The organism is Flavobacterium orientale, assembly GCF_014638005.1.
Taxonomy (GTDB): domain Bacteria; phylum Bacteroidota; class Bacteroidia; order Flavobacteriales; family Flavobacteriaceae; genus Flavobacterium; species Flavobacterium orientale.
Map to the genome: position 1 here is coordinate 45931 of NZ_BMFG01000007.1, position 26183 is coordinate 72113.

At 34.5% G+C, this 26183-nt stretch carries 21 protein-coding genes; 12 read left to right on the forward strand and 9 right to left on the reverse strand.

The genetic code is table 11. The features are described from left to right. Positions 1 to 84 precede the first annotated feature (84 nt). The 7 genes from IEV15_RS09955 to IEV15_RS09985 all read left to right on the forward strand — a co-directional run bounded on the left by IEV15_RS09955 (position 85) and on the right by IEV15_RS09985 (position 11438). Positions 85 to 3495: a 1,3-beta-D-glucan phosphorylase, GH149 family gene (locus tag IEV15_RS09955; RefSeq protein ID WP_188362374.1), complete on the forward strand. Its 3411-nt coding sequence runs from the start codon at positions 85 to 87 to the stop codon at positions 3493 to 3495. Between the two features lie 29 nt (positions 3496 to 3524). Next, positions 3525 to 4745 carry a glycoside hydrolase family 17 protein gene (locus tag IEV15_RS09960; RefSeq protein ID WP_188362487.1) on the forward strand — a complete coding sequence of 407 codons (1221 nt, stop codon included), beginning with the start codon at positions 3525 to 3527 and terminating at the stop codon, positions 4743 to 4745. A gap of 3 nt (positions 4746 to 4748) precedes the next feature. Further along, positions 4749 to 6260 (forward strand): glycoside hydrolase family 30 protein, encoded by a 1512-nt coding sequence (locus IEV15_RS09965; RefSeq protein WP_373282161.1) that lies wholly within the window; start codon positions 4749 to 4751, stop codon positions 6258 to 6260. 10 nt (positions 6261 to 6270) lie between these two features. Then, the gene (locus tag IEV15_RS09970) at positions 6271 to 7854 is read left to right on the forward strand and encodes an MFS transporter (protein WP_188362375.1); all 1584 of its coding nucleotides are present in this window, start codon (positions 6271 to 6273) and stop codon (positions 7852 to 7854) included. A gap of 17 nt (positions 7855 to 7871) precedes the next feature. Continuing rightward, positions 7872 to 8810: a glycoside hydrolase family 17 protein gene (locus IEV15_RS09975; RefSeq protein ID WP_188362376.1), complete on the forward strand. Its 939-nt coding sequence runs from the start codon at positions 7872 to 7874 to the stop codon at positions 8808 to 8810. Positions 8811 to 8897: 87 nt separating this feature from the next. Then, complete coding sequence (locus tag IEV15_RS09980) at positions 8898 to 10592, forward strand: family 16 glycosylhydrolase (protein ID WP_188362377.1); 1695 nt, start codon at positions 8898 to 8900, stop codon at positions 10590 to 10592. A 141-nt stretch (positions 10593 to 10733) separates the two neighbouring features. Continuing rightward, positions 10734 to 11438 carry a TlpA family protein disulfide reductase gene (locus IEV15_RS09985; protein WP_188362378.1) on the forward strand — a complete coding sequence of 235 codons (705 nt, stop codon included), beginning with the start codon at positions 10734 to 10736 and terminating at the stop codon, positions 11436 to 11438. Here IEV15_RS09985 and IEV15_RS09990 read toward each other — a convergent pair whose 3' ends face one another. Genes IEV15_RS09990 through IEV15_RS10000 form a run of 3 tightly spaced genes read right to left on the reverse strand, consistent with a single transcriptional unit; the run spans position 11439 to position 13418 of the window. After that, a complete protein-coding gene (locus IEV15_RS09990) occupies positions 11439 to 11813 on the reverse strand; it encodes a sulfite exporter TauE/SafE family protein (protein ID WP_308418844.1) in 375 nt (124 codons plus the stop codon). A 10-nt stretch (positions 11814 to 11823) separates the two neighbouring features. Further along, a complete protein-coding gene (locus tag IEV15_RS09995; protein ID WP_188362379.1) occupies positions 11824 to 12711 on the reverse strand; it encodes a lytic transglycosylase domain-containing protein in 888 nt (295 codons plus the stop codon). A gap of 47 nt (positions 12712 to 12758) precedes the next feature. After that, on the reverse strand, positions 12759 to 13418 hold the full coding sequence (locus IEV15_RS10000; RefSeq protein ID WP_188362380.1) for an alpha/beta fold hydrolase: 660 nt from the start codon (positions 13416 to 13418) through the stop codon (positions 12759 to 12761). Between the two features lie 176 nt (positions 13419 to 13594). Here IEV15_RS10000 and IEV15_RS10005 point away from each other — a divergent pair, with 176 nt between their 5' ends. Further along, positions 13595 to 13876: a GNAT family N-acetyltransferase gene (locus tag IEV15_RS10005; protein ID WP_188362381.1), complete on the forward strand. Its 282-nt coding sequence runs from the start codon at positions 13595 to 13597 to the stop codon at positions 13874 to 13876. Between the two features lie 2 nt (positions 13877 to 13878). After that, on the forward strand, positions 13879 to 14505 hold the full coding sequence (locus tag IEV15_RS10010; RefSeq protein ID WP_188362382.1) for a class I SAM-dependent methyltransferase: 627 nt from the start codon (positions 13879 to 13881) through the stop codon (positions 14503 to 14505). Positions 14506 to 14515: 10 nt separating this feature from the next. Here the strand turns inward: IEV15_RS10010 and mtaB are convergent, their stop codons facing one another. Continuing rightward, complete coding sequence (gene mtaB / locus IEV15_RS10015) at positions 14516 to 15853, reverse strand: tRNA (N(6)-L-threonylcarbamoyladenosine(37)-C(2))-methylthiotransferase MtaB (protein ID WP_188362383.1); 1338 nt, start codon at positions 15851 to 15853, stop codon at positions 14516 to 14518. 91 nt (positions 15854 to 15944) lie between these two features. On the opposite strand from mtaB, the gene IEV15_RS10020 reads away from it, so the two are divergent. Beyond that, entirely contained in the window at positions 15945 to 17549 is a 1605-nt protein-coding gene (locus IEV15_RS10020) for an ABC transporter substrate-binding protein (RefSeq protein WP_188362384.1), read from the forward strand. An 87-nt stretch (positions 17550 to 17636) separates the two neighbouring features. Next, positions 17637 to 17939: a hypothetical protein gene (locus tag IEV15_RS10025; protein WP_188362385.1), complete on the forward strand. Its 303-nt coding sequence runs from the start codon at positions 17637 to 17639 to the stop codon at positions 17937 to 17939. A gap of 53 nt (positions 17940 to 17992) precedes the next feature. Here IEV15_RS10025 and IEV15_RS10030 read toward each other — a convergent pair whose 3' ends face one another. The 5 genes from IEV15_RS10030 to IEV15_RS10050 all read right to left on the reverse strand — a co-directional run bounded on the left by IEV15_RS10030 (position 17993) and on the right by IEV15_RS10050 (position 24464). Then, a complete protein-coding gene (locus IEV15_RS10030) occupies positions 17993 to 18511 on the reverse strand; it encodes a hypothetical protein (RefSeq protein ID WP_188362386.1) in 519 nt (172 codons plus the stop codon). Between the two features lie 72 nt (positions 18512 to 18583). Then, positions 18584 to 19759, reverse strand: coding sequence for a GlmU family protein (locus tag IEV15_RS10035; RefSeq protein ID WP_188362387.1), 1176 nt, complete (start codon positions 19757 to 19759; stop codon positions 18584 to 18586). Positions 19760 to 19839: 80 nt separating this feature from the next. Further along, positions 19840 to 21873, reverse strand: a complete 2034-nt coding sequence (locus tag IEV15_RS10040; RefSeq protein WP_188362388.1) for an FG-GAP-like repeat-containing protein — start codon at positions 21871 to 21873, stop codon at positions 19840 to 19842. A gap of 10 nt (positions 21874 to 21883) precedes the next feature. Further along, the gene (locus tag IEV15_RS10045; RefSeq protein WP_188362389.1) at positions 21884 to 22975 is read right to left on the reverse strand and encodes a hypothetical protein; all 1092 of its coding nucleotides are present in this window, start codon (positions 22973 to 22975) and stop codon (positions 21884 to 21886) included. A 103-nt stretch (positions 22976 to 23078) separates the two neighbouring features. Then, positions 23079 to 24464, reverse strand: coding sequence for a DNA recombination protein RmuC (locus IEV15_RS10050; protein WP_188362390.1), 1386 nt, complete (start codon positions 24462 to 24464; stop codon positions 23079 to 23081). 110 nt (positions 24465 to 24574) lie between these two features. Between IEV15_RS10050 and IEV15_RS10055 the strand changes: the two genes are divergently transcribed. Beyond that, the gene (locus IEV15_RS10055; protein ID WP_188362391.1) at positions 24575 to 26182 is read left to right on the forward strand and encodes a class I SAM-dependent methyltransferase; all 1608 of its coding nucleotides are present in this window, start codon (positions 24575 to 24577) and stop codon (positions 26180 to 26182) included. Position 26183: the final 1 nt, after the last annotated feature.

Below are 26183 nucleotides of genomic sequence, written 5' to 3' on the forward strand. Positions count from 1 at the left end.
AAAACAATTACTTAAAAAATTCAACTTTACTATTTGTTTTAAAGCTGATTTAAATAAAAAACTAATTACAATCGAACTGATTTTATGCAATTAATTGAAATAAAAGGCGAAAAATATTATAAAATAGAAAACTCCGATGCCATGAGACCCTTTTTCATGAGTATCGTAAGTGATTCCAATCATTGGATGTTTATTTCCAGTAATGGAGGATTAACCGCCGGAAGAAAAAATGCAGAATTTGCCCTCTTCCCCTATTACACCGATGATAAAATCACAGAATTTGCCGATATCACCGGAAGTAAATCGATTTTTCAAATTCAGTTGGAAGACACTACTTTAATTTGGGAACCCTTTTCCGAACGCTTCAATGATAAATACAACATCAGTAGAAATTTATACAAGAATACGTACGGTAACAAAATCATATTTGAAGAAATTTTTCATGATTTGCAACTCACGTTTCGATACCACTGGAATTCAAGCAACGCATTTGGCTTTGTGCGAACTTCTGAAATCATAAACAATTCAAACAAAAATTACAAAATTACACTGTTAGACGGAATTCAAAATATTCTTCCTCATGGTGTAGAAAGCGGTTTGCAAGCAACTACCAGTAATTTGGTAGATGCCTACAAACGCAGCGAATTAGAAGAAACTAGCGGACTAGGAATTTTTGCACTGAGTGCAATCATCGTAGATAAAGCCGAACCAAGCGAAGCTCTCAAAGCCAACATCGCTTGGTCGTTGGGATTAGAAAATCCAACTTATTTACTATCATCAAAACAAGTTGCAGCTTTCCGTAAAAATCAAAAACCAAAAGTCGAAACAGATGTAAAAGGTGAAAAAGGAGCTTATTTTGTTTCTACCGATTTGAATTTAGAAAGTAATGCTTCTAAAAGTTGGAAAATCATCGCCAATGTCAACCAAAATCAAGCTCAAATAATCGAATTAGCTGAAACTATTTCTACCGATAAAACACTCGAACAAAAAGTGGTTGATGATGTGAATCTTGGGACACAAAACCTCATTGCCTTGAATGCAACAGCGGACGGTTTGCAATTTACAGCCGATTCCAGAAAAGATTCACGCTATTTTTCCAATGTTTTGTTCAACATCATGCGTGGCGGAATTTTTGATAACAATTATCAAATTGAAAAAAAAGATTTTACCTCCTATCTTTCCAAAGCCAATACACTTGTTTTCGAAAAACATGCTTCGTTTTTAAACAATCTTCCTGAAACATTTGATTATAAGTTCATTCAAGAATTTGCAAACCAAAGCGATGATGCCGATTTAATTCGTCTTTGCACGGAATATCTTCCGCTGAAATTCAGTCGAAGACACGGTGACCCGAGTCGTCCTTGGAACAAATTTTCCATCAATACCCGAAGCGAAATTGACGGTTCAAAAATTTTAGATTACGAAGGAAACTGGCGTGACATCTTCCAAAACTGGGAAGCGTTAGCTTTTGCATTTCCTGATTTTATTGACGGAATGATTCATAAATTCTTGAACGCTTCTACTTTTGATGGCTATAATCCGTACCGTGTAACCAAAAGCGGTTTCGATTGGGAAGCTATTGAACCCGACAATCCTTGGTCATACATTGGTTATTGGGGCGATCATCAAATTATCTATTTATTGAAATTTTTAGAGTTTATCGAAAAATACCAACCCGGAAAATTAAATTCTTATTTCGACAAAGATTGTTTTGTTTACGCTGCCGTTCCTTACATCATTAAATCCTATGAGGAAATAGTTCAAAACTCAAAAGATACCATTGCTTACAGCCATGAATGGGAAGCAAAAATCAACACAAGAAGAAATGCTATTGGTGCAGACGGAGCCTTGTTGCGAGATAATAATGACGAAATTTATCATGTTAATTTTATCGAAAAAATTCTGGCTACGGTATTGGCAAAAATGTCAAACTTTATTCCCGAAGCCGGTATTTGGATGAATACCCAACGTCCGGAATGGAACGATGCGAACAATGCGTTGGTTGGAAATGGTGTTTCTATGGTAACGCTCTATTACCTAAGAAGATTTTTGAAATTCTTTGAACAATTATTGGAAAATTCTAACCAAGAAACCATCAAAATTTCAAATGAAATGGTTGAATTTTATCATGCAATCAGAGAAAATCTTTTGGCATTTCAACCACATCTATCTTCTTCAATTGATAATGAAAATAGAAAAAAAATATTGGATGCTTTAGGAAATGCAGCTTCCGATTACCGTCATCAAATCTACAACAGTGGATTTTGGGGTAAAAAGAGAACGCATTCTATGGCTGGTTTAAAAACATTTACCAAAGTAAGTTTAGCTTTTATTGAGCATGCCATCAAAGCCAATCAACGACAAGACAAATTATATCATGCGTATAATTTGATGTCACTTGAAAATAACGGTGTTTCCATTTCCTATTTAGCTGAAATGTTAGAAGGTCAAGTAGCCGTTTTAAGTTCCGGATTTTTAAACGGAAAAGAATCGCTAGACGTTTTGAATTCATTGCGTAACAGTTCACTTTATCGCAAAGACCAAGAAAGTTATATTTTATATCCAAATAAAGAATTACCTAAGTTTTTAGAAAAAAACAGCATTCCAAAAGAAAGAGTTGAATCTTCTGAATTGTTGAAAAAACTACTGCAACATCATAATTTTCAATTGATCAATAAAGACATTAAAGGCGGCTATCATTTTAATGGAAATTTCCATAACGCCAACGATGTAAAAAATGCTTTGGAACAATTGGAAAAAGAAGAAAATTATAAAGAATTGGTTCAAAAAGATTCAGAAACTGTTTTAAACATTTTTGAAGAAGTCTTTAATCATAAAGCTTTTACTGGTCGTTCCGGAACATTCTATGGTTATGAAGGTTTAGGTTCTATTTATTGGCACATGGTTTCAAAATTGCATGTAGCTGTTTCTGAAGTTTGCGAAGCAGCTATTGAAAACAACGAAAGTCAAGAAATTATTGATGCTTTAATCGCTCATCATTATGAAATTGGCGAAGGAATTGGTGTTCATAAATCTCCGGAGGTTTACGGAGCTTTTCCAACCGATCCGTATTCGCACACACCCTTCAACAAAGGTGCACAACAACCGGGAATGACCGGTCAAGTAAAAGAAGACATCCTTGCAAGAATTAGCGAATTAGGCGTGAAAATGAAAGATGGAAAATTACATTTCCAGCCTGCTTTACTACACAGAAAGGAATTTTTATCACACACTACTGAGGCGACTTTTATTTTGGAAAATGGCAATAAAAAAGTAATGAAGCTTGATGAAAATTCGCTGGCATTTAGTGTTTGTCAAGTGCCGATAATTTATAAAATTGACACCTCAAATGCTCTGACTGTTTTTTATAAAAACGGAACAACAGAAGTATTTCAAACTTTGGAATTAGATAAAAAAACCAGTGAAAAAATAGTCCACAGAACAGGTGACATTGAATCTGTATTCGTTTCATTAACCGAAAATAATTTACGATAATGAAAAAGTTGATTTACATCATATTCCTCATGGTACTATCATGTAATCAAAAAGACAATAACAATTTAGTCTCAAAAGAAATTACGGCCCAAATGATTTTAGGAAATGAAAACTATCAAGCTATTTGTTACGGTGGATATCGCACAAATTCTCGCGAAATCCAGCCCACAGTAGCAGAAATAAAAGAAGATTTAAAAATACTATCCGCCATAAACATTAAATTTTTACGAACGTATAATGTGCATTATGAAGAAGTTTCAAATCTGTTGAAAGCTATTACCGAATTAAAAAAAGATGATGAAAAGTTTGAAATGTATGTCATGCTTGGTGCTTGGATCGATTGCAAAAATGCGTGGACAAACTTGCCTCCTATTCATCACGAAGAAAGTGATCGCAATGCCATTGAAATTGCAGAAGCCGTTCGATTAACCAATCAATATCCTGACATCATTAAAATTATTGCTGTGGGAAATGAAGCGATGGTAAAATGGGCAACCAGTTATTATGTAACGCCAAATATTATTTTAAAATGGGTGAATCATCTTCAGAATTTGAAGAAAGAAAACAAGTTACCGAAAGAAGTTTGGATTACAAGCTCCGACAATTTTGCTTCTTGGGGAGGTGGTGATAGCGAATATCATGTGGAAGAACTGAATCAACTATACAAAGCTGTTGATTATATTTCTATGCACACGTACCCAATGCACGACACACATTACAATCCCGTTTTTTGGGGAATTAAAGAAAATGAACTACAGTTGTCTGACAAAGAAAAAATTGATGCCGCCATGCTTCGTTCAAGAGATTATGCTGTAAATCAATACAATAATGTTATGGCTTATATGAAGTCAATTGGTGTAGACAAACCCGTTCATATTGGCGAAACAGGTTGGGCAACGCAATCCAACGAACATTACGGCAATGATGGTGCAAAAGCCACTGACGAATACAAATCGGCTCAGTTTTATAATTTAATGCGAGAATGGAGCAACAAAGAAAATATTTCTTGTTTCTATTTTGAAGCCTTTGACGAAAATTGGAAAGACAGTGCCAATCCACTAGGTTCAGAAAATCATTTCGGACTAATTAATTTGCAAAACCAAGCCAAACATGCACTTTGGAATGAAGTGGATAAAGGAACTTTTAAAAATTTAACCCGAAACGGAAAACCAATTACAAAAACCTATAATGGTGATGAAAAAGCATTATGGTTGGATGTAAAAATGCCTTCATCAATTTTAAAAAACTAAGCAATGAAAGACTGTTTCAACATAAAATTTGATTTAAAATTTTTAACCATTCCGTTACTTATCACCTTTTTTATGGCAAGTTGTTCTGATACTAAAGAAATAGAAATTGAAGTTTATGAAACTTCTGAAGCAGGAAATTCATTGACAAAAATTACTCAATTTTCAGAAAATGAAAATGCTGTAATCATCAACATCAATCCAGAAGAAACATTTCAAACCATTACCGGTTTTGGTGGATCATTTACAGAAGCTTCGGCTTATCTACTTAATAAACTTAGCAAAGAGAACAGAAAGAAAATTTTGGATGCTTATTTTAGTGAAGATGGTGCAAAATATTCACTAACCCGAACACACATTGCATCATGTGATTTTTCATTGAGTAATTATACTTATGCTAAAGTAGAAAACGATTTATTAATGGAACATTTCACCATCGAAGATGATAAAGACGATTTAATTCCGATGATTTTAGAATCAAAAGCGATTTCTAAAGATGGGTTTAAAATCATTTCTTCCCCATGGTCTTGTCCTCCTTGGATGAAAGATAACAAAAATTACGTTGGCGGAAAATTATTACCCGAATTCAACGATGCCTTTGCGTTGTACTTTTCAAAATATTTACATGCATATAAAAAAGAAGGAATTGATATTTGGGGAGTTACTGTTATCAACGAACCACACGGAAACGGAAACAACTGGGAAAGCACTCACTTCTCACCAGAAGAAATGACTTTGTTTGTACAAAATCATCTCGGACCAAAATTAGAAAAAGACGGTTGGAAAGACGTAAAAATCTTCGGCTACGATCAAAACAGAGCCGGGTTACCGGAATGGGTAGATGCGATGTATAAAAACGAAGAAACATCAAAATATTTTGCCGGAACTGCCATTCATTGGTATGAAAGCACCTATGATTATTTTCCGGATGCGTTGCAATATGCTCACAAAAAAGCACCCAATAAATATTTAATTGAAACCGAAGGTTGTGTGGATTCTGAAATTCCACATTGGCAAGATGATGCTTGGTATTGGAAAAAAGAAGCTACCGATTGGGGCTGGGATTGGGCTAGTGAACAAGACAAACACTTACATCCAAAATATGCTCCTGTGAATCGTTATGCAACTGATATTATTGGCTGTTTGAATAATTGGGTAGATGGTTGGATTGATTGGAACATGGTTTTAGACCGTCAAGGAGGACCCAATTGGTTTAAAAACTGGTGTGTAGCTCCTGTGATTGTTGACCCTGAAAAAGATGAAGTGTATTTCACACCATTATATTATGTGATGGCACATTTTAGCAAATTCATGCGACCGGGTGCCGTGAAAATTGGATGTACAATCAGCAATGATGAATTGATGACCACCGCAGTTAAAAATCCGGATGGATCAATTGCCATTGCCATTTTTAATCCAACTGACAAAGAACAAACAATAGAATTACGTTTTAATAACCAGAAAAAAAATAGCTCCATTAGTGCAAAAGCATTACAAACGGTGGTTATTAAACCTTAAAAAGTAAATTATGGAAAATCAACTACCTACTATAGAAAAAACGGTTACAAATGGCAGAAACAAAGTTCCCTTTTTACAAAAATCGGCTTTTGGAGCGGGTCATTTAGTACTTAACTTACTACCCGGAGCTTTGGGTGTCTTTAGTTTTTTCCTTCTGACAGCTTTTGGCATGGATCCTTTGTTAGCCGGTATTTTAGGTGGCCTACCGCGTCTTTATGATGCCATTTCTGATCCGATTATGGGATTTGTTTCAGACAACACCAAATCCAAATGGGGAAGACGAAGACCCTATATTTTTGTTGGAGCAATCCTTAGTGGTATTTTCTACATTTTGCTTTGGCAAATGAGCCCGGAAAATTCTCAAATGTATAATTTCTGGTATTTCTTAATTTTCTCTTTAATATTTTTAACCGGTAATACCATATTCGCAACGCCATTAGTAGGTCTGGGTTATGAAATGACCAGCGATTATAATGAGCGAACTCGTTTAATGGGATTTGCCAATACAATTGGTCAATTTGCTTGGATGATTGTGCCTTGGTTTTGGGTAATCATTGCCAATCCAAAAATGTATGAAACTCAAGTAGAAGGTGTTAATCAATTGGCCATTTATGTGGGTGTAATTTGCATGATTTTGGGTGTCTTGCCAGCCATATTCTGTAAAGGTATTGATGCCGCTCATATGGAAAACAGAAAGAAAATATCCTTTAAAACCATTGGTTCCAGTTTTAAAGAATTGATTATTGGTATAAAACAAGTTTCTAAAAACAAACCCTTTATGAAGCTTTGTGCGGCTACTTTTTTAGTATTTAATGGCTTTCAAATTGTGGCCTCTTTCAGCGTATTTATTATTGTTTTTTACATGTATAATGGAAGCTATGAAGGTGCAGGAACATGGCCCGCTTGGTTTGCAACCATCAGTGCCGTATTAACGGCTTTTATGGTAATTCCAATTATTACAAGAATTGCAAATAAGTGGGGGAAAAAGAGAGCTTTTATAATTGCTTCATTTATATCGATTGTTGGTTATTTGCTAAAATGGTGGGGATTTGATACCGACTTAAACGAATCATTTAACCAAACAGCCGTGGCTCAAAGCATGACTAATGGTTTGCAATCTTTTTTTGATGCTATTGGGCCAACTTTAGAATCTCTTAATATGTCGTGGTTCAGTGTAAATACAAGTCATGGTGTGCCGTGGTTAATTTTTATTCCAATACCTATGCTCGCTTTTGGATTGGGAAGTTTATTCACCTTAATGATGAGTATGACTGCTGATGTATGTGATTTAGACGAACTAGAAAACGGAATGCCACGAAAAGAAGGAACTTTTGGTGCTATTTATTGGTGGATGGTAAAATTAGGACAAGGACTTGCCTTGGTACTAAGTGGATTGGTATTAAAATTAATTGGTTTTGATGGGGGAGCAGCAAGTCAAACCGCAGAAACCATGCATAATTTGCGATTAGCAGATATTATCATTCCCTCTCTTACCGCAGGAATTGCAATTATCATCATGTGGAAATACAATTTGAACGAAAAGCGAGCAAGAGAAATTAAAGAAGAATTAGTTGCCAGAAGAGGTGAAATTTAACAGTAAAAAAAGAAAATATGTCATTTAGAGAAGGTCATTTTTTTTCATTCGATGAAAATAAAAATTATACTAGTGGAGAAAATAGTCTTCAGGAAATAAAAATCGCTGACTATACTTCTGAAGATTTATCCAAATTATGGCTAAAAACCTTAGAAGATGGAATGCATGGCATTTGTTTTAGCATGTATGAAAATCATCAAAAACCGGGTGATATCATTTATGGTGAACAAGTGAACAGAAGAATTCAAATCTTAAAACCTTATGCCAAATGGGTTCGTTCTTTTTCATGTATTGAAGGCAATGAATACATCCCAAGAATAGCTCATCAAAACGGGATGAAAACGCTGGTTGGTGCATGGCTTGGAAATGATTTAGAAAAAAATGAAATCGAAATAGAAGCCTTAATTTCACTAGCCAAAGAAGGTTGTGTAACCATTGCCGCGGTTGGTAATGAAGTGATGTACCGAAACGATTTAACCGAAGATCAATTATTGGAATACATACATCGTGTAAAAGAAGCTCTTCCAAACATTCCGGTTGGTTATGTTGATGCATATTATGAATTTTCACATCGTCCGCGAATTACTGAAGCTTGTGATGTGATTTTGACCAATTGTTACCCCTATTGGGAAGGTTGCCCGATTGAACACGCCTTTAATCACATGAAAAGTATGTTCGAATCGGCTAAACAAGCCGGAAACGGAAAACGTGTGATTATCACCGAAACAGGCTGGCCAAGTCAAGGTGGTTCACTCAAAGGTGCGGTAGCTTCACCTGAAAACGCCATGAAATATTTTATTGATACTCAAAATTGGTCAAAACTAAACGAAATTGAAATTTTCTACTTTTCCTCTTTTGACGAATCATGGAAAGTTGGTCCCGAAGGTGAAGTGGGTGCCTATTGGGGTTTATGGGATAAAAATGAAGAATTAAAATACCAAAAAAACGATTTATAAATCATCAAACAGACTAAGTTAAAAATAGGTAAATCGGTTTAACTTTTTTAAAAACACAAAAAACACAAAAAAATAAACTCATTTATCATGAAAAAAATTATACTATTCCTTCTTTTCTTATCCATTTTTATGATAACAGCATCCAGTAAAGCTCAAGTTGATGTAGTATATACTGATTTAGTTTGGTCTGATGAATTTGAAACGAACGGTGCTATAAATTCAACCAAATGGCATCATCAAACACAATTGCCAAATGGTGGAAGTTGGTTTAATGGTGAAGTGCAACATTACACCAATCTCATTAGCAATTCATTTGTCAATGAGGGATTTTTGACCATAAAAGCCATTAAAGAGCCTTACACCAATCAAGGCGTAACCAAACAATATACTTCGGCTCGATTAAATTCGAAATTCGCTTTTCTATATGGTCGAGTTGATATCCGAGCAAAAATTCCAACCAATCAAGGAACTTGGCCTGCATTATGGATGTTGGGTAAAAATGTAAACGAAATCGGTGGTTTTTTTAATGCTGAATTTGGAACCACCAATTGGCCTGCTTGTGGTGAAATTGACATTATGGAACATGGAATTACACCATCGCAACCTGCGGGTTTCATACAAAGTGCCCTTCACACACCATCTTCCTTTGGAAACACTGTGAATCATGGCGGAACTATTGCTTCAAATTTAGGTAACGATTTTCATGTCTATTCTGTGAATTGGTCTCCTTTTCAGATTACATTTCTTCTTGACGGTGTTGCGTTTTATACCTACAATCCTGCTGTTAAAAATGCTAGTACTTGGCCTTTTGACGCTGAACAATATCTTTTATTAAATATCGCAATGGGTGGAGTTGCCGGAAATATTCCTTCTAGTTTTACACAAGCTTCCATGGAAATAGATTATGTTAGAGTTTATCAAAATTTGCAAGTGGATACAGAAGCTCCTACTAATTTCACAGCTACAGTTGGCAATGTCACAAGTTCAACTATTGAATTGTTACTAAACGCCACAGATAACTCCGGAAATGTTGCCTATTCTATCAATTATGGTGATCAAACTATCAATACAGCAAATCCTTCCGGGGTTGAAAAGTCTGTTATTGTTCCAAATTTAATGCCTACTACAACCTATAATTTTTCTATTTCTGCCAGTGATGTCGCCGGTAATCAATACAGCAACAATCCCCTACTTTTAAGTGCCACAACCACTGGTGTTACAGGTTGCTCTGGAACAGATACAGAAGCCCAACAAGGTTCTTTTTCCACAGGATATAATTATATATTTGAAACTATTGGTAACGATGTGAAAATTACATTTGAATTACTTGATACTGACAAAGTGGGAGTGGTCGCCTTTTTATGGCGACAGACCCCATTTACAGAATATCAAATGACAAATGTTTCAGGAAGCACTTACTCTTACACCATTACCAATCAAACAATTGGTGCTACAATAAGTTATGCCGTTAAATTTGCTTATGCCGGAGGATTATCAGTAACTAAATATTTAACCTATGTAGTAGGTGACAATTGCTCACTAACAGTTAATGCCTTTGAATTGGATAAATTTAGTTTTCAAAACCCTGTAACAGATTTTATTAACATACATACAACTGTGGCAATTGATAAAGTAGAAATCTATACTTTGTTGGGTAAATTAGTTTTAAGTTCATCAACTCCCACTGAATCCATTGCCGTTAAAAACCTTGCAAAAGGAGTGTATCTGTTAGCTGTTTATCAAGGTGACAAAAAAAGTATCAAGAAAATGATAGTGAAATAATAGGGTTGAATCAAGAGACAGAGAAACTGTGATTTTGTAGTTTATTTTTTATTTAAAGACTTATTAACAGGTTGTTAACCGATAAAATTTGGTTTTGTTAATAAAATTAAATAGCTTTGTTTGAATCAAATTACTTAAAATATGAAAAAAATTATTCTCATATTAGTAGTTGTTGCCTCAAACCTAAACTTATTAGCTCAATCTAATCAAGAGCCTCCTAAACTATTTACGGAAGCTGTACGAACTAATTTTCTCAAATACAAATACCAAAGTAATGAAGCCTATCGAACAGGTGACTTTGAAAGAGGTCAATATCTGTTTGACAGTTTGGTTAATAACCAACTTGTGGGTTCAAAATTCAATGATTTTACTTTAAAAAGAGTTTCAAACAAAAAACTTAAAATCAGTAAACTTAAAAAGCCCATTTTTCTGGTTACTTACGCCTCTTGGTGCATTCCCAGTAAAGGAGAAATTCCTGCATTAAACAAATTAGCCAAAGAATTCAACAAAGACGTAGAATTTATAGTGATTATATGGGGAAAGAAAAAAGACGCTAAAAAATTCAGCAACAAATTCAGTTCAAGAATAGAAATCTGCTATGCTCACAAAAATTATAAAAACGATAATGAAATTGTGCAAAGTATGAGAGAAACACTTGGTTTTCCTACCTGTTATATGATTGATGAACACCTTCAGGTTGTTGACATTAAACGAGGTGCTGCCCAACCTGAATTGAGAACCCCAATAAAAAAAGCAATTGAAATGAACTACAAAGTGTTTGAAGAAAGACTTGCTTTGATTACATCGCCTGATGCAATTAAAAAAACCATTTTGGCTAAACAATAATTATTTGCCAAAAATCAATTTTCCGGCAACAAGTAATAATATAAATCCAAAGATTTTCTTTAAAATTTTCTCGTCTATTGAAACGGCAAATTTACTGCCGATATAACCTCCAATTATAAAACAAATTGCTATAATTGCCGGATATCGCCAATCAATATAACCTTCTTTATAATAATTTAATGCTGCTAATGCAGTTACGGGAACTGCCAAAACCGCTAAACTAATTCCTTGTGATTGATGTTGTGACATGCCCATTAACAATAGCAATGGAATCATAATAATCCCTCCACCTATTCCAATTAGTCCACTTAAAAATCCGGCTAATAATCCAATAATTAGCAACAAAATAATGGTTGTAGCTGTCATTTTGTTCATGATTTACTGATTAATATCCTTCCGTAGGTATTTCTAAAACATACAATTTCTTTGCCTTATTGTCCAATTTTTTATCTCTAAGCCAAGGATTATGCAATTTTAATATTTTATAGTTAATTCCCAATCCTTTTGCAAAAACGGCTAAATCGGTAATCGTTGAATCCACTTCAATTTTTTTTGTTTCGATTGGATGATACAATTGCTCAGTAGGAATATCAAAACCATATTTTACAGGGTTTTTCATAATTTCTTTCAAGGCTAAAATTCGAAAAACATATCGCGAAGTTTCTTCGGTTAACAACAAATCATAATAATCTGAAACTTTTTGATTTTCAATTTGTTTGTTAATTCCTCCCATCCCACCATTATAAGCGGCCGCAGCTAAAGTCCATGAACCAAACTTATTTTTTGCTTCCAAAAGATACTTACAAGCTGCTTCAGTAGATTTTTCTAAATGATAACGTTCATCAATTAAATCATTTACTTCCATTCCTTTTTCTTTAGCAGTTAGCGGCATAAATTGCCAAACACCTCTAGCTCCTGCAGGCGAAACTACGTTAACAAGTCCGCTTTCAATTACGGCTAAATATTTAAAATCATCGGGAATTCCATATTTTGCCAAAATAGGTTCTATTATTGGAAAAACACGATTCGCTCTCTTCAAAATAAGCGTAGTTGTAGAATGAAGATTGGTGTTTATCACCATTTCTCTATCCAAACGCTCTCTTACATCAACTATATGTAATGGTGTTTTTTCGTTAGCAAAATCAATGGTTGAAGGCAAAACAAAACTTTCTACTTTATCCAATAATACTACTTTTTTGGATGTACTATAAACAAAAAGTCCGGTTGTACATACCAAAACGATTCCAATAACAATTTTCTTAATAGGGTTCATAGGGCTTTTTTTTAGGTTACTATAAAACTACAAAAATCTATCCACTTTTATTCATTTAAAATTATTTTAGGTAAATTTTCATTTAACCATTTGAATTTATTCAAAATCATGATGTGTGTTCCTCCTTTTACAACGATAGCATCTTTGATATATTTTATAGGGAATATTTCATCCGCATCGCCATGAATGTGAATCACATTCGGATCCACATCAATTCTATCCCATAAAATTATTGTTTCAATAGCCCAGTCTAAATAGGATTTATCGCGAACAGACAAATAACGTTCATACAATTTTAAACGTTGGGTTACTGTATCTCCAAAAGCATATTTAGCCAAACTTTCTATGTTTTGAACCAATCCTGTTGGAAGCAACTTATAGGCTTTTGTTGTTTTTGCTACTTTCATACGTCGGGGAAATTCCAAACATGTTTTGACACTCGAAATTATTATTAACTTTTGAACTGTCATGATTTTTGCCATTTCCTGAACTAAAACGCCTCCAAATGAAACACCTATCAATACCGGATTTTCATGTTTTATTTGTTCCGCTAACCGTTGTGCATAGTCCGGAAGGGATTCCTTTTTTTTTGGGATAAGCCATTCTAAAAAATAAATTTCAAATTGGTCTTCAGGCAACTCAATTCGTTCGAAAATTGAAGTACTGGCAGCTAGACCCGGCATGAAATAAACAGGGATTTTTTTCATAAACAATATTTATGTTATAAAAATAAAATTTTAATAGTAATACCGATAAGAATGCACCTTTAATTTAGCACTAAATTAGTATATCCACTACATTAACACTTTATATACTTTTTAAAAAAATAAAAAGACGTATCTTTGCACCAACATAAAATCAATTTCCTAAATCCAAAAATACAATGGAAATTAAAGACAATCAACTCTTAAGACAATTTGAAATAATGACGCCAGACGGTTTGCTAGTGCTGGAATATGCTATTCAAGAGCGTAAATTATTTTTAACAAAATTGCACCATCCGGAAAATTTGGAAATAGACATTTGTAATGAATTTATAAAAACAGTTTTAGCCTTTGCAGAAGAAAAACGATTTAAGGTAGTTCCAACCCATCCAAAAATTGCTCATTTTTTCAGAAAAAATCCGGTTTATAAAGAATTGCTGCCTCCGGGAATCAAACTGTAATTATGAAATGTCCATTATGTGCTGCTGCTGCCAACCATTTTTACAGTCAAAAATCGAAAGAATATTATTTTTGTACTAATTGTTTCTCTGTTTTTTTAGATGCTAAAAATTATATTTCAGCAACTGAAGAACAAAAGCACTATGAGCAACACAATAATGATGTAAACGACCTAGGTTATCAAGAATTTGTTTCACCAATTGTCAATGCTATAAAAAAAGATTTTACTAAAAAACACAAAGGATTAGACTTTGGGAGCGGAACCGGACCGGTAATTACAAAAATGCTCACGGACGAAGGTTTTTCAATTGTTGAATATGACCCATTTTTTGCCAATAATCCGGAAGTTTTAAAAGAAAAATACGATTACATTGCTTGTTGCGAAGTGATTGAGCACTTTCATCATCCGTACAAAGAATTCAAAAAATTATATGATTTGCTTTTACCAGAAGGAAAATTATACTGCAAAACCGATTTCTTTTCCGAGAAAAATAATTTTGATACGTGGTATTATAAAAATGACCCAACGCACGTGTTCTTTTATCATCCCAAAACCATGGAATGGATTAGTAAAAACATGGGGTTTTCAAGTTATTCTATTGATGGGAGAATGACGATTTTTGAGAAATAAAAAATCATTATTAAACAACTACAACATCCCTCACAAACTCCATTCTAACCGAACCATCTTCATCAATCTTAGTTAATTTGATTTCGTGAAGTGTATTTGATAATTCCGGATTCCAAGGCGTTTTTATTTTCACATAATTTTCGGTAAAACCGTGAATGTAACCTTCTTTATTTTCAGCTTCAAATAAAACTGTTCTAGTAGTTCCGAGTTGACTTTCGTAGAATGCTCTTCTCTTCTTAACAGATAATCCTCGAAGCATTTTACTTCTTTTGGAGCGAACATTGGCCGGAATCACATTTTCCATTTCAGCTGCTTCAGTATTATCTCTTTCAGAGTAGGTGAAAACGTGCAAATAAGAAATGTCCAAATCATTCAAAAAATGATAGGTCTCTAAAAAATGCTCATCTGTTTCTCCCGGGAAACCTACAATTACATCCACACCAATGCAAGCATCGGGCATCACTTCACGGATTTTATTCACGCGATCTATATACAATTCACGCAAATAACGACGTTTCATTTTCTTTAAAATGTCATTGCTCCCCGATTGCAACGGAATATGAAAATGTGGCACAAACGTTCGGCTTTTTGAAACAAAATCAATCGTTTCATTTTTCAACAAATTCGGTTCGATAGACGAAATTCGCAAACGTTCAATGCCTTCCACTTCATCCAAAGCCTGAACCAATTCTAAAAAAGTATGTTCGTGTTTTTTGTTACCAAATTCACCTTTCCCATAATCACCAATGTTTACTCCGGTTAACACAATTTCTTTGATGCCTTGTTGCGAAATTTCCTTTGCATTATTCAACACATTTTGCAATTCATCACTTCGTGAAATGCCACGAGCAAGCGGAATCGTGCAATACGTACATTTGTAATCGCAACCGTCTTGCACTTTCAAAAAAGCACGCGTTCGATCGCCAATGGAGTAACTTCCGACATAAAAATTGGCTTCTTCAATCTCGCAAGAATGCACTTCGCCCATATCATTTTTACTCAAATCATTGAGATAATCGGTAATTTTGAATTTTTCGGTGGCTCCTAAAACTAAATCAACACCATCTACAGCGGCCAATTCTTCGGGTTTCAATTGAGCATAACATCCAACGGCAGCAATAAACGCTTTGTCATTGTGTTTCAAGGCTTTCTTTACAATTTGTTTGAATTGTTTATCGGCATTATCCGTAACCGAACACGTGTTAATCACATAAATATCAGCAACTTCTTCAAAATCAACGCGTTCAAAACCTTCTTGTTGGAAATTTCGAGCAATAGTTGATGTTTCTGAAAAATTCAGTTTACAGCCTAACGTATAAAAAGCGACCTTTTTTTGGTTTGATGTCATATTCTGCATTTCCTAAAATTGGAAAAAGGGTTTCTTTACTTATATTTACCCTATTAAAAAGAGTGCAAATTTACACACAATATTCGGGAAAATGAAATCATTACTTCGCTATCTATCACTATTTTACATTTTTATAGTATTGATTTCCTGTGGGAAGAAGAAAACGGAAGCAAATGACAACCTCGTTTTCAGATACAATGAAAGTGCGAACATTGCCACTTTAGATCCGGCTTTTTCCAAATCACAAAACATCATTTGGGCTTGCAATCAATTGTTTAACGGATTGGTTCAGTTGGATGACAGTTTGCACATTCAACCCGATATTGCCAAACGTTGGACGATTTCGGAAGATGGAAAAACCTATCAATTTATACTTCGTAACGATGTTTATTTTCACAAGCATCATTTGTTTGGGAAAGATTCAACCCGAACTGTGAAAGCAAGTGATTTTGAATACAGTTTGAACCGATTAAAAGATGAAAAAATCGCTTCTCCAGGAGGATGGATTTTACAAAATGTAGAAAATTTTGAAGCAATAAACGACACCCTTTTCGAAATAAAATTAGCCAAATCTTTTCCGGCTTTTTTGGGATTATTATCTATGAAATATGCGTCGGTGGTACCAAAGGAAATTATTGAAAGTCCAAATTATGATTTCAGAACCAAACCCATTGGAACCGGACCGTTTCAATTTAAATTTTGGGAAGAAAATGTAAAATTAGTTTTGAGACGAAACCCAATTTATTTTGAAAAAGACGAAAACGGAAAACAATTGCCGTATTTGGAAGCTGCTGCCATCACATTTTTACCCGATAAACAAAGTGGCTTTTTAGAATTTATTCAAGGAAAAATTGATTTTGTTTCCGGATTAGATCCTTCGTATAAAGATGAAATTCTGACGCAAAAAGGCGAATTGCAACCGAAATATGCCAACGATGTGAATTTGATTAGTGGTTCGTACCTCAACACGGAGTATTTAGGTTTTAGAATGGATGGTTCGGATAAAACGATTTTGGACAAACGCATTCGTCAAGCGTTGAATTATGGTTTTGATCGAGCTAAGATGATTACCCATCTTCGAAACAATATGGGAATTCCCGCAACAAGTGGGATAATTCCAAGCGGAATGCCGAGTTTTAACAACCAAAAAGGCTATGACTTCGAACCAGAAAAAGCCAAATCGTTGGTAGCTGATTATATCAAAGAAACCGGTATCAAAAAACCAAAAATCGTTTTAAGTACGAATCCAACCTATATAGATATTGGTGAATTTTTACAACGTGAATGGCAAAAAATGGGTTTGGATGTAGAAATTGATGTGAATCCGCCATCAACATTACGACAAGCGATTGCAACCGGAAAAGTCACCTTCTTTAGAGCCAGTTGGATTGCCGATTATCCCGATGCGGAGAATTATTTATCACTTTTTTACAGTAAGAATTTTGCTCCAAATGGTCCGAATTACACGCATTTTTCAAATGCAGCATTTGATACTTTGTATGAAAAAGCATTTTTAGAAACCGATGATGCCAAACGATTTGCATTGTATCAACAAATGGATAAAATCATCATTGAGGAAGCTCCGGTTATTTTACTTTTTTATGATAAAGTAGCGAGGTTTACACGAAAAAATGTGGAAGGTTTGGGGATAAATCCCTTGAATTTGCTATCTTTAAAAAGGGTTAAGAAGATTTAACCGCAAAGTTCGCAAAGGTTTACGCTAAGTTCACAAAGAAAACTTTGCGAGAGAATTTTAAAAAATTTAGAAATAAAAAAGAGGTCTATGGGTGGAGGTGGTTCAATGCTTCAAGCAATAATAAGTTTACGAAACAACAAACGCAATAGAATTGACAAACAAAAACGTTTGGAAAACACGTCCAACGAAACGTCTGAGTTTGTGGATCACATTCAAGCAACTCCTGAATTATTGGAATCCATCCGAGAGAAAATGCAAGCAGAACGAAAAGCGGAACAGAAAAAACTAATTAGAAGTGTCACTTTATTTATAATTGTACTTTTTATTGTACTTTATATTTTCAATCACAATTGGAAATGGATTGAGGGATTTTTTTATAAAGTAAAATAATTTTTTAACCGCAAAGTTCGCAAAAGTTTAAGCGAAGAACGAGAAGAAATATATTATTTATTGAACTTATATTCACGAAAAAACCACCCGGTATTATAATCTTCAAATCCTAAATATTTCACTTTTCTATTTTTTAATTCTTTTTCTAAAACATCAACTCCTGAAACGAAACTACTAAGTATTTCAGATGTTTTACCTGATTTAAAATAAATTACAAGTGATTTCGATTTCCAAGCATATCTTCCAAAATAAACTTCTGATTTTGAAAATCCTAAAATTTCATCAACATTAAATTTAGCTATCTTTAATTTATTCAATTCGAAAATTGAAATTTCATTTTCAGTTAATGAAATATATTTAAAATAGAAACAGAAAAAATAACCTAAATGAAAAATTATATAACCTATAAACAAAGAAAAAACTATTGCAGATATTATAAATCCTGAATCTATATGTGACTTTGGCTTATCAATGAATTTAACGATACCTAAAAAGAGAAAGTAAAAAAATCCAGTAATAAAAATCAATTTTATTGATGGCAATAAAATTTTAGGATAAAATATCTTTTTCAAAATATCATTTTAAATTTAAAAAATTACTTTGCGAACTTTGCGTAAATCTTTGTGTCCTTTGCGGTTAAACCCTTATTCCTTCCTCCACTTCTTCGTTTCCTCAAACACATGTTCTAAAATCCTAGCATCTTCTTCTGTAAATTCTACATGACGGCGAGACATGACTATTCGAGCAGTTTCAAAGGCTTTTTTAGTGATATAAGTTGAAAAACCTGCTGCTCCACCCCAACTGAAACTCGGCACAAAATTTCTTGGAAATCCGCTACCAAAAATGTTGGTTGAAACACCTACAACCGTTCCGGTGTTAAACATCGTGTTGATGCCACATTTACTGTGATCGCCCATCATGAGTCCGCAAAACTGCAAGCCGGTTTTGGCAAAACCTTCGGTTTCATAACTCCACAAACGCACTTCCTCGTAATTGTTTTTTAAATTGGAATTGTTGGAATCGGCACCAATATTACACCATTCGCCCAAAACGGAATTTCCTAAGAATCCATCGTGTCCTTTGTTAGAATAACCAAACAACACGGAGTTATTAACTTCCCCACCAATTCTACTATGAGGTCCAACGGTGGTGGCTCCATAGACTTTTGTAGCTAATTTTACTTGAGCTTCTTCGCATAAGGCAAAAGGACCACGAATAACAGAACCTTCCATGATTTCGGAATTATAACCGATATAAATGGGTCCGGTTGAAGCATTTAAAGTAACAAATTCAAGCTTTGCCCCTTTTTCAATAAATATATTTTCAGGATTGATAACGTTGACACTTTTAGGAATGGGTTGCGAAATTCTATCTTCGGTTAACAATTCAAAATCTTCACGGATGGCGGCATCATTCTTAGCAAAAATATCCCAAGTGTATTCAATCCGTAAACCTTCTTCGTTATAATCGATGATTTCATACGTATCAAAATCTACTTCTTCTTGGGTATCATTGGTATAGAAAGCAACCACTTCATCGCCTTTAAAAATGGCTTGATTTTTTTCTAAACTTTTTATCATTTCTACTAAAACTTCATTAGGAAGAAAAGAAGCATTGATTAAAATATTCTCTTCCATTTCAACCATTGGATATTTTTCAGACAAATAATCTTCGGTGATGGTTGTGGTGGTATAGCCTAAATATTTCTCCCATTTTTCGCGAATGGTTAAAATTCCGATACGAATATCTGCCACCGGACGTGTAAATGTAAACGGTAAAAGTGCATTGCGAACCGGTCCGTCAAAAAGTATGTAGTTCATAAGTTAGCCAATTTGAAATTCAAAGGTACTAAAAAGCCTTCTGAAAAGAAGGCTTTGCTAATTTGTAATTCAGAAAATTGTTATTTTTTAATGATTTTTTGAGTTGTTTTATTTCCATCACTATCTGTAATGGTTATCAAATACGTACCATTAGCAAGACTTCCTAAAGATACCGAATCTGAATTTAAAGTTGGTTTCAATACTGATTTCCCATTCAAATCAAACAATTCAATTCTTGCAATTGATTTGTCTAAAGAGGATTGAACTGTTAACCTATCAGAAACCGGATTGGGATAAATTATAAACTCAGTTGTATTGATTTCATTTACATTCAAAGTAGCTCCTTCAACTACATTCAACACTTGGTTAGTGGCCGGATTCATAATGGTATCAACAACTCCCGAGGGCCATCTTATGATAACTTGCGTAATTGCTGTTGCAGTACCGATTCCAAAATGAGCATTTAACGAATTCATATAACGAAAACCATCTCCACTTCTGATGTCACGAATTTGTTTTCCCCAAGCTCCGTAAATTTCAACACGAGCTCCAATTCCTTGTTTATTACTTAAAATGCCGTCTAACGTGATTTTTATCCATTTATTAGCATTTCCATTATTGATACGAAGGTTGTTTCCGTTCATAACATCAATAAAACCATCGTTGTTTAAATCGCCTAAAGCACCCGCAGAAAATCCGGTAGCTACAGGTGAAAATGTCATGTTCCCGTTATTATACATAATCGTGTTACTTGCACCACAAAACACATCAATAAAACCATCGTTATTAAAATCTTGTGCTACATATTCTGTACTAACTCCATTAAAATTATGAAACCCTGAATTAGGGGTTACATCGGCAAATGTTCCGTTTCCATTATTTCGCATCAAACGGTGTCCGCCGGCAGTAAATGAACTCGCTCCAACTAAAGCATCCATATAACCATCATTATCAAAATCGCCCCAAGCTGAAGACCACGTTTGAACACCGCTAGCCATATTAGCTGCAGCGGCAACATTAGTATAAACACCACTTCCGTTTTTCTTGTGCAATTCGTCAATAGAAGCCGGAGATCCCGCACCTCTACATTTTGCTATGAATAAATCAACTTGAGAATCATTATCATAATCAACCCAAATAGATCCATAATTCCCTCCATCGGCAACATTTCCTAAACCGCCTTGATTGAAAACTAAATTTCCGTTTCCATCATTTAAGTAGTAAACGTTTGGAGCCACATCATGACATACAAAAGCATCCAAATGCCCGTCGTTATTGATATCCACAAAATTAGTGCGTTGCGAAAATACATATTGAGGAAATGTTATTTTTTCAAAAGCAGTTCCATCAGCATTAGCTTTCATAAAAGTAACGCCACTGCCTCCACCATATAATAAATCGGTTCTTCCGTTACCATCAAAATCACCGGCTGCTAAACTCCACGAAGGTAAATTTTCTGCAGTTGGTGTTGGAATATTTACAACTGTAAATCCACCTCCAACATTTTGATATTGAATGTGAACATTAGCTGATCCTACTGAAACAATATCGTCCAATTTATCACCATTCATATCAACAACGCCATTTTTATAGGTTCCTGCAATAGAAACCACTTGAGTTGTAAAACTAATTGGTACAGCGATTTGTGTTACAGGAATTTCAGGTTCAGGAGCTGCATTCTCAATCAACTGAAAAGTGATGTTGTTGGCTAATGCTCCCCAACGGTTATCAAATGCAATGGTGTAAGTTGTACCAGCTGTAACGGCAAACGTGGCCACAGACAAAAAACCTGAGCCACTGTCATCATCTCCAGCCACACAAACCAACGAAGCACAAGTACCTGAATAAACATTAAAACGGGTATCTTTTCCATTATTTATGGGTAAATCAGTAGTTACAGTTACGCTTAAATCTTCATCCGGAGTATAACTATACCACAAAGCAGCAGTAGCAGTACCAGAAGTTGTACAATATACTGTTGGGCCAGTCCCATTCACAAGACCCATAATATGAGACCCGGAAGTAATTTCTAAAGCAGTTGCACAAGAACTCTGTGCTTTTGTAATTCCGGCTGTAAAAAAGAATACTAACAGGAAAAAGTAATTTTTTTTCATTTAATTAAATTTAATTACATGGGTTCAATGTTTCTATCCATTGTTCAATTAATTCAACACCTTCTTTATGAATGACAGATCTACCGACAATTGGCATTCGCAATGCTTCATCTGTAGTGTTCATTCTAAAGTGCAGAACTGATCTTTCAATATTATTTGGTGTAACAATAAAAGACATAATATCATTTATATTTTCATCCGGTGGAACACAAATTCCCATATTAACCGGATTAGACGATTCGCTAAAAGCAAAACGCATAGGTCTGTAATCACAATGACTATTTTGTTGATGACAATGAGCACAATTGATATCGATATAAGATCTTACTCTCAAATCTAAAGGCTTTGAAGCATCTTTATAATTAACAACGGTTGCTATGTTTGAAGGAATGGATGCATCCAAATAACCCATTTCAATCCATTTTGACAATTGATTTTTTGAGCCTTCTTTGAAAGTGTATAAACTATTCAGGTTTTGAGGTTTTGGCCCAATTGGAATAGCCGTTTGCAATGATTTATGACAGATTAAACATTCTACTTCAGAAGGAATTCTGTAATTCACATTTTGAGTGATACCGGCTTCATCTTTCCATGATACGGGTGTATAACTTCCCTCCATTTGAAGTGATGCCTCAGTTTGATCAGCATTCCAAACATATTCAGCAAAAATCCATCCGGACTCTTTTTTGACTAACAGTCGGGTTTCAATGATACGACGACCATTTCCCGGTTGAACATTGTCGTAATAAAAATTCTTTATTAAAACAGAACCAGTAGGAAAATCTAATATTTCTCCATCAGAACTATAAGTTGCCTTAGTGTTTTTTGGCATCCATACAAAACGCTTTTTCAAAGCATAATCTGTAAACAAAGAGCTAATAGGTTCATATGGTAAAACACCTAATGAAGGCTCCTGATTTTTGATGTCACCTTCAAAAAATTTATATTCAGAAAGTGTAGCATAAGGTACTTGAGCTAAATCTAAAACAACAGGTGATTCTAAATCAGGAACATCTTGATAATCATCGTTTGACGAACAAGAGAATACAATGACCACCATTACAGTAGTAAGTAGTGAAACTAATAGGAAATTCTTTTTCATGCCATTTTGCAAAATTCAAACCAAATGTAATAAAAAATAAGAGTCTTAACAAAAAATTTCGATTATTAGCAAGTTATCAATGTTGAAAGGTAATTATATTGAATTAAATGTCTCGAGAGTTCTCAATTTCATTGCTAAAGTCTTCGCCTGCTCTTTTTAAAATGGTTTCAGGAAGTGCTTTTTTGGCTTTGGCTCCCATTTTTCTCAGACGCTCTACGCTACCCACAAGATTCCCTTTACCTTCTACTAATTTCCCCATTGCATTTCCGTATTCCACTTTTGCTTCATCCATTTTTTTGCCGATTTTGATTAAATCGGAAACAAAACCTTCAAATTTATCATACAAAGCTCCAGCCTGACGAGCAATTTCTAAAGCATTTTCTTGTTGCTTTTGATTAGTCCACATGCTGTCGATGGTTCGTAAAGTGGCTAACAAAGTTGTTGGTGTAACGATAATGATATTTCGTTCAAATGCTTTGTTATACAACGAATTATCATCATTCAAAGCAATCGCAAAAGCGGATTCAATCGGGATAAAAAGTAACACAAAATCAGGACTTTCCATTTGATACAAATCGTGGTAATTTTTATCACTCAATTGTTCTACGTGACGTTTGATAGAATTGATGTGTTCTTTTAGAAACACTGTTTTTTGCAAGTCGTCTTCTTCATTTGCATAACGTTCATAAGCCGTCAGCGAAACTTTTGAATCGACTATCATTTTCTTTCCGTCAGGTAAACTAATCACGACATCGGGAAAAACACGACTGCCCTCTTCAGTTTGAAAACTTTGCTGAACGTGGTATTCACGACCTTTTTCTAAACCGGATTTTTCGAGAACGCGTTCCAAAATTAATTCGCCCCAATTTCCTTGCATTTTACTGTCGCCTTTCAACGCTTTTGTCAAATTGAGCGTTTCTTTACTCATTTGCTCATTCATTTCTTTCAACCCAACAATTTGCTGACGAAGAGCAGCGTGATAATCAATGCTTTCCTTATGCGTATCTTCCACTTTCTTTTCAAAATGCTGAATTTTTTCCTGTAATGGCGATAAAATATTTTTTAAATTTTCTTTATTTTGCTCGGTAAATTTTACCGTTTTTTCTTCGAGAATTTTATTGGCTAAATTTTCAAATTCTTTCGTAAATTTTTCCTGTAACTCCTCTACTTCTTGTTTTTGTTCTTTGTTGCGTTGCCAAAGGTTTTCAAAATCGGCTTCTTTTTTGGTCAATTGCATCGATAAAGAATCTTTTTCGCGACGAATTTCTTCTTTGTCTTTTCTTTCTAATTCTAAATTTTTTGAGAATTGGTTTTGCTCTTCCTGAAAACGAATTTTCAATTGGTCAATTTGTAATAAAAGTCCATTCACACGTTCTTCCAAACTAGATTTTTCTGATTTGGATTGAGCTGTGAAAAGTAGTTTTCCGATATAAATTCCGATGGCTAAAGCAAGAATAAATACAATGGTAAAAAGAATAATATCTGACATTTGGCGATGATTTTTTGAAGAGTAAAAATACGTAAAAGAAAAATGCATATCCAAAGAACTCTTTCAATTTGAATGAAATAATTTTTATCTTTAACAAAAATAGGTTCACTATGCAAGACAAATCGTTACTCCGCAGTCAGCTTTTTCAACATTTAGACGGATTAGTAACCGCTCCCGTAGCTTATGCTTTATGGGAAAAAGGTGTTTTGAGTTTCTTATTATCCGAAAAATCGGTTTCTTTAAAAGATTTGTCAACGCAATTCAAATCCAACGAAGGTTATCTTAATGTGGCGATGCGGGTTTTGGCTTCGCAAGGTTTTATTGAATTTAATGTAGATAACCAATCAAATGAAGTTACCTATTCGATAAATTCAAAAAGTAAAATTGCATTTGATTTGTTTCCGTTGTATAAAGATGTGGTGGAATTATCCAAATTTGCAGGAAATTTTCATAATCGGGTTTTTCAGGAAGAACCGTTTTTACGTTTAAAACCATTGTTTGAAAAATATAAAAACAAATTCGGAATCACTTTTTCGGATGATGAAACGACACTTTCCATTCAAAAACAAGTTTTACGACATATTGAAGGGAATTTAGTGGGTTCAACTTTAGTACGATTGGGAATGAACGGTATGTTTCATAAGTATTTTATGGAAACGAGTTTTAAACCGGAAGAATTTCACAAACAACCGGAACATTTTACGCAAATTCTGAACTTTTTTGTCCATTTAGGTTGGTTTACCGAAAAAAATGGATTTTATCAATTTACGGAAGATGGATTATTTTTTGCCAAAAAAGTAGCGGCTTATGGCGTTACGGTTTCCTATTTACCAATGTTTCGAAAAGTAGATGAATTGATTTTTGGTAATCCAAATGTGATGCGAAATGTAGGTTTAGGCGAAGATGAATTGCACGTGGACCGTGAAATGAACGTTTGGGGAAGTGGCGGAGCTCACGCAACCTATTTTAAAGTAGTTGATGAAATTATAATTGAACTTTTTAACCGTCCGATTGAGGAACAACCAAAAGGAATTTTGGATATGGGATGCGGCAATGGAGCCTTTATTCAGCATATTTTTGAAGTCATTGATCGACAAACATTACGAGGAAGAATGTTGGATGATTATCCGCTTTTTTTGGTCGGTGCCGATTATAATCAAGCGGCGTTGAAAGTCACACGAGCCAATTTGATTAATGCTGATATCTGGGCGAAAGTGATTTGGGGCGATATTGGTCAACCCGATTTATTAGCGAAAGATTTAAGTGAAAATTACGGTATTCAATTAAATGATTTGTTAAATGTTCGAACCTTTCTGGACCACAACCGAATTTGGGAAAATCCGAAAACGAAAACACCAAATCGCTTAAGTTCATCAACTGGAGCTTTTGCTTCTCGAGGTGAGCGAATTACAAATAATGATGTGGAAGATAATTTATTAGAACATTTGAAAAAATGGTCCCCTTTTGTGGCAAAATACGGTTTGCTTTTAATTGAATTGCATACTATTTCACCTGACTCAACAGCAAAAAATTTAGGCAAAACAGCAGCAACAGCTTATGATGCTACACACGGATTTTCCGATCAATACATTGTGGAAATTGATGTTTTACACAAAATTGCTGCGGAAGCGGGATTGCAACCCGACGCAAAATTATTTCATAAATTCCCAAATACAGATTATGCAACCGTGAGTATTAATTTGTTGAAAGGGAAATAAT

Coding starts and splice junctions, on each gene's coding strand:
- IEV15_RS10005 (WP_188362381.1), top strand. CDS start 13,595: ATGGAAATTAAAGACAATCAACTCTTAAGACAATTTGAAATAATGACG.
- IEV15_RS09965 (WP_373282161.1), top strand. CDS start 4,749: ATGAAAGACTGTTTCAACATAAAATTTGATTTAAAATTTTTAACCATT.
- IEV15_RS09990 (WP_308418844.1), bottom strand. CDS start 11,813: ATGAACAAAATGACAGCTACAACCATTATTTTGTTGCTAATTATTGGA.
- IEV15_RS10035 (WP_188362387.1), bottom strand. CDS start 19,759: ATGAACTACATACTTTTTGACGGACCGGTTCGCAATGCACTTTTACCG.
- IEV15_RS09970 (WP_188362375.1), top strand. CDS start 6,271: ATGGAAAATCAACTACCTACTATAGAAAAAACGGTTACAAATGGCAGA.
- IEV15_RS10000 (WP_188362380.1), bottom strand. CDS start 13,418: ATGAAAAAAATCCCTGTTTATTTCATGCCGGGTCTAGCTGCCAGTACT.
- IEV15_RS10050 (WP_188362390.1), bottom strand. CDS start 24,464: ATGTCAGATATTATTCTTTTTACCATTGTATTTATTCTTGCTTTAGCC.
- IEV15_RS09985 (WP_188362378.1), top strand. CDS start 10,734: ATGAAAAAAATTATTCTCATATTAGTAGTTGTTGCCTCAAACCTAAAC.
- IEV15_RS09980 (WP_188362377.1), top strand. CDS start 8,898: ATGAAAAAAATTATACTATTCCTTCTTTTCTTATCCATTTTTATGATA.
- IEV15_RS09995 (WP_188362379.1), bottom strand. CDS start 12,711: ATGAACCCTATTAAGAAAATTGTTATTGGAATCGTTTTGGTATGTACA.
- IEV15_RS09975 (WP_188362376.1), top strand. CDS start 7,872: ATGTCATTTAGAGAAGGTCATTTTTTTTCATTCGATGAAAATAAAAAT.
- IEV15_RS10020 (WP_188362384.1), top strand. CDS start 15,945: ATGAAATCATTACTTCGCTATCTATCACTATTTTACATTTTTATAGTA.
- IEV15_RS10040 (WP_188362388.1), bottom strand. CDS start 21,873: ATGAAAAAAAATTACTTTTTCCTGTTAGTATTCTTTTTTACAGCCGGA.
- IEV15_RS09960 (WP_188362487.1), top strand. CDS start 3,525: ATGGTACTATCATGTAATCAAAAAGACAATAACAATTTAGTCTCAAAA.
- IEV15_RS10025 (WP_188362385.1), top strand. CDS start 17,637: ATGGGTGGAGGTGGTTCAATGCTTCAAGCAATAATAAGTTTACGAAAC.
- IEV15_RS09955 (WP_188362374.1), top strand. CDS start 85: ATGCAATTAATTGAAATAAAAGGCGAAAAATATTATAAAATAGAAAAC.
- IEV15_RS10010 (WP_188362382.1), top strand. CDS start 13,879: ATGAAATGTCCATTATGTGCTGCTGCTGCCAACCATTTTTACAGTCAA.
- IEV15_RS10055 (WP_188362391.1), top strand. CDS start 24,575: ATGCAAGACAAATCGTTACTCCGCAGTCAGCTTTTTCAACATTTAGAC.
- mtaB (WP_188362383.1), bottom strand. CDS start 15,853: ATGACATCAAACCAAAAAAAGGTCGCTTTTTATACGTTAGGCTGTAAA.
- IEV15_RS10045 (WP_188362389.1), bottom strand. CDS start 22,975: ATGAAAAAGAATTTCCTATTAGTTTCACTACTTACTACTGTAATGGTG.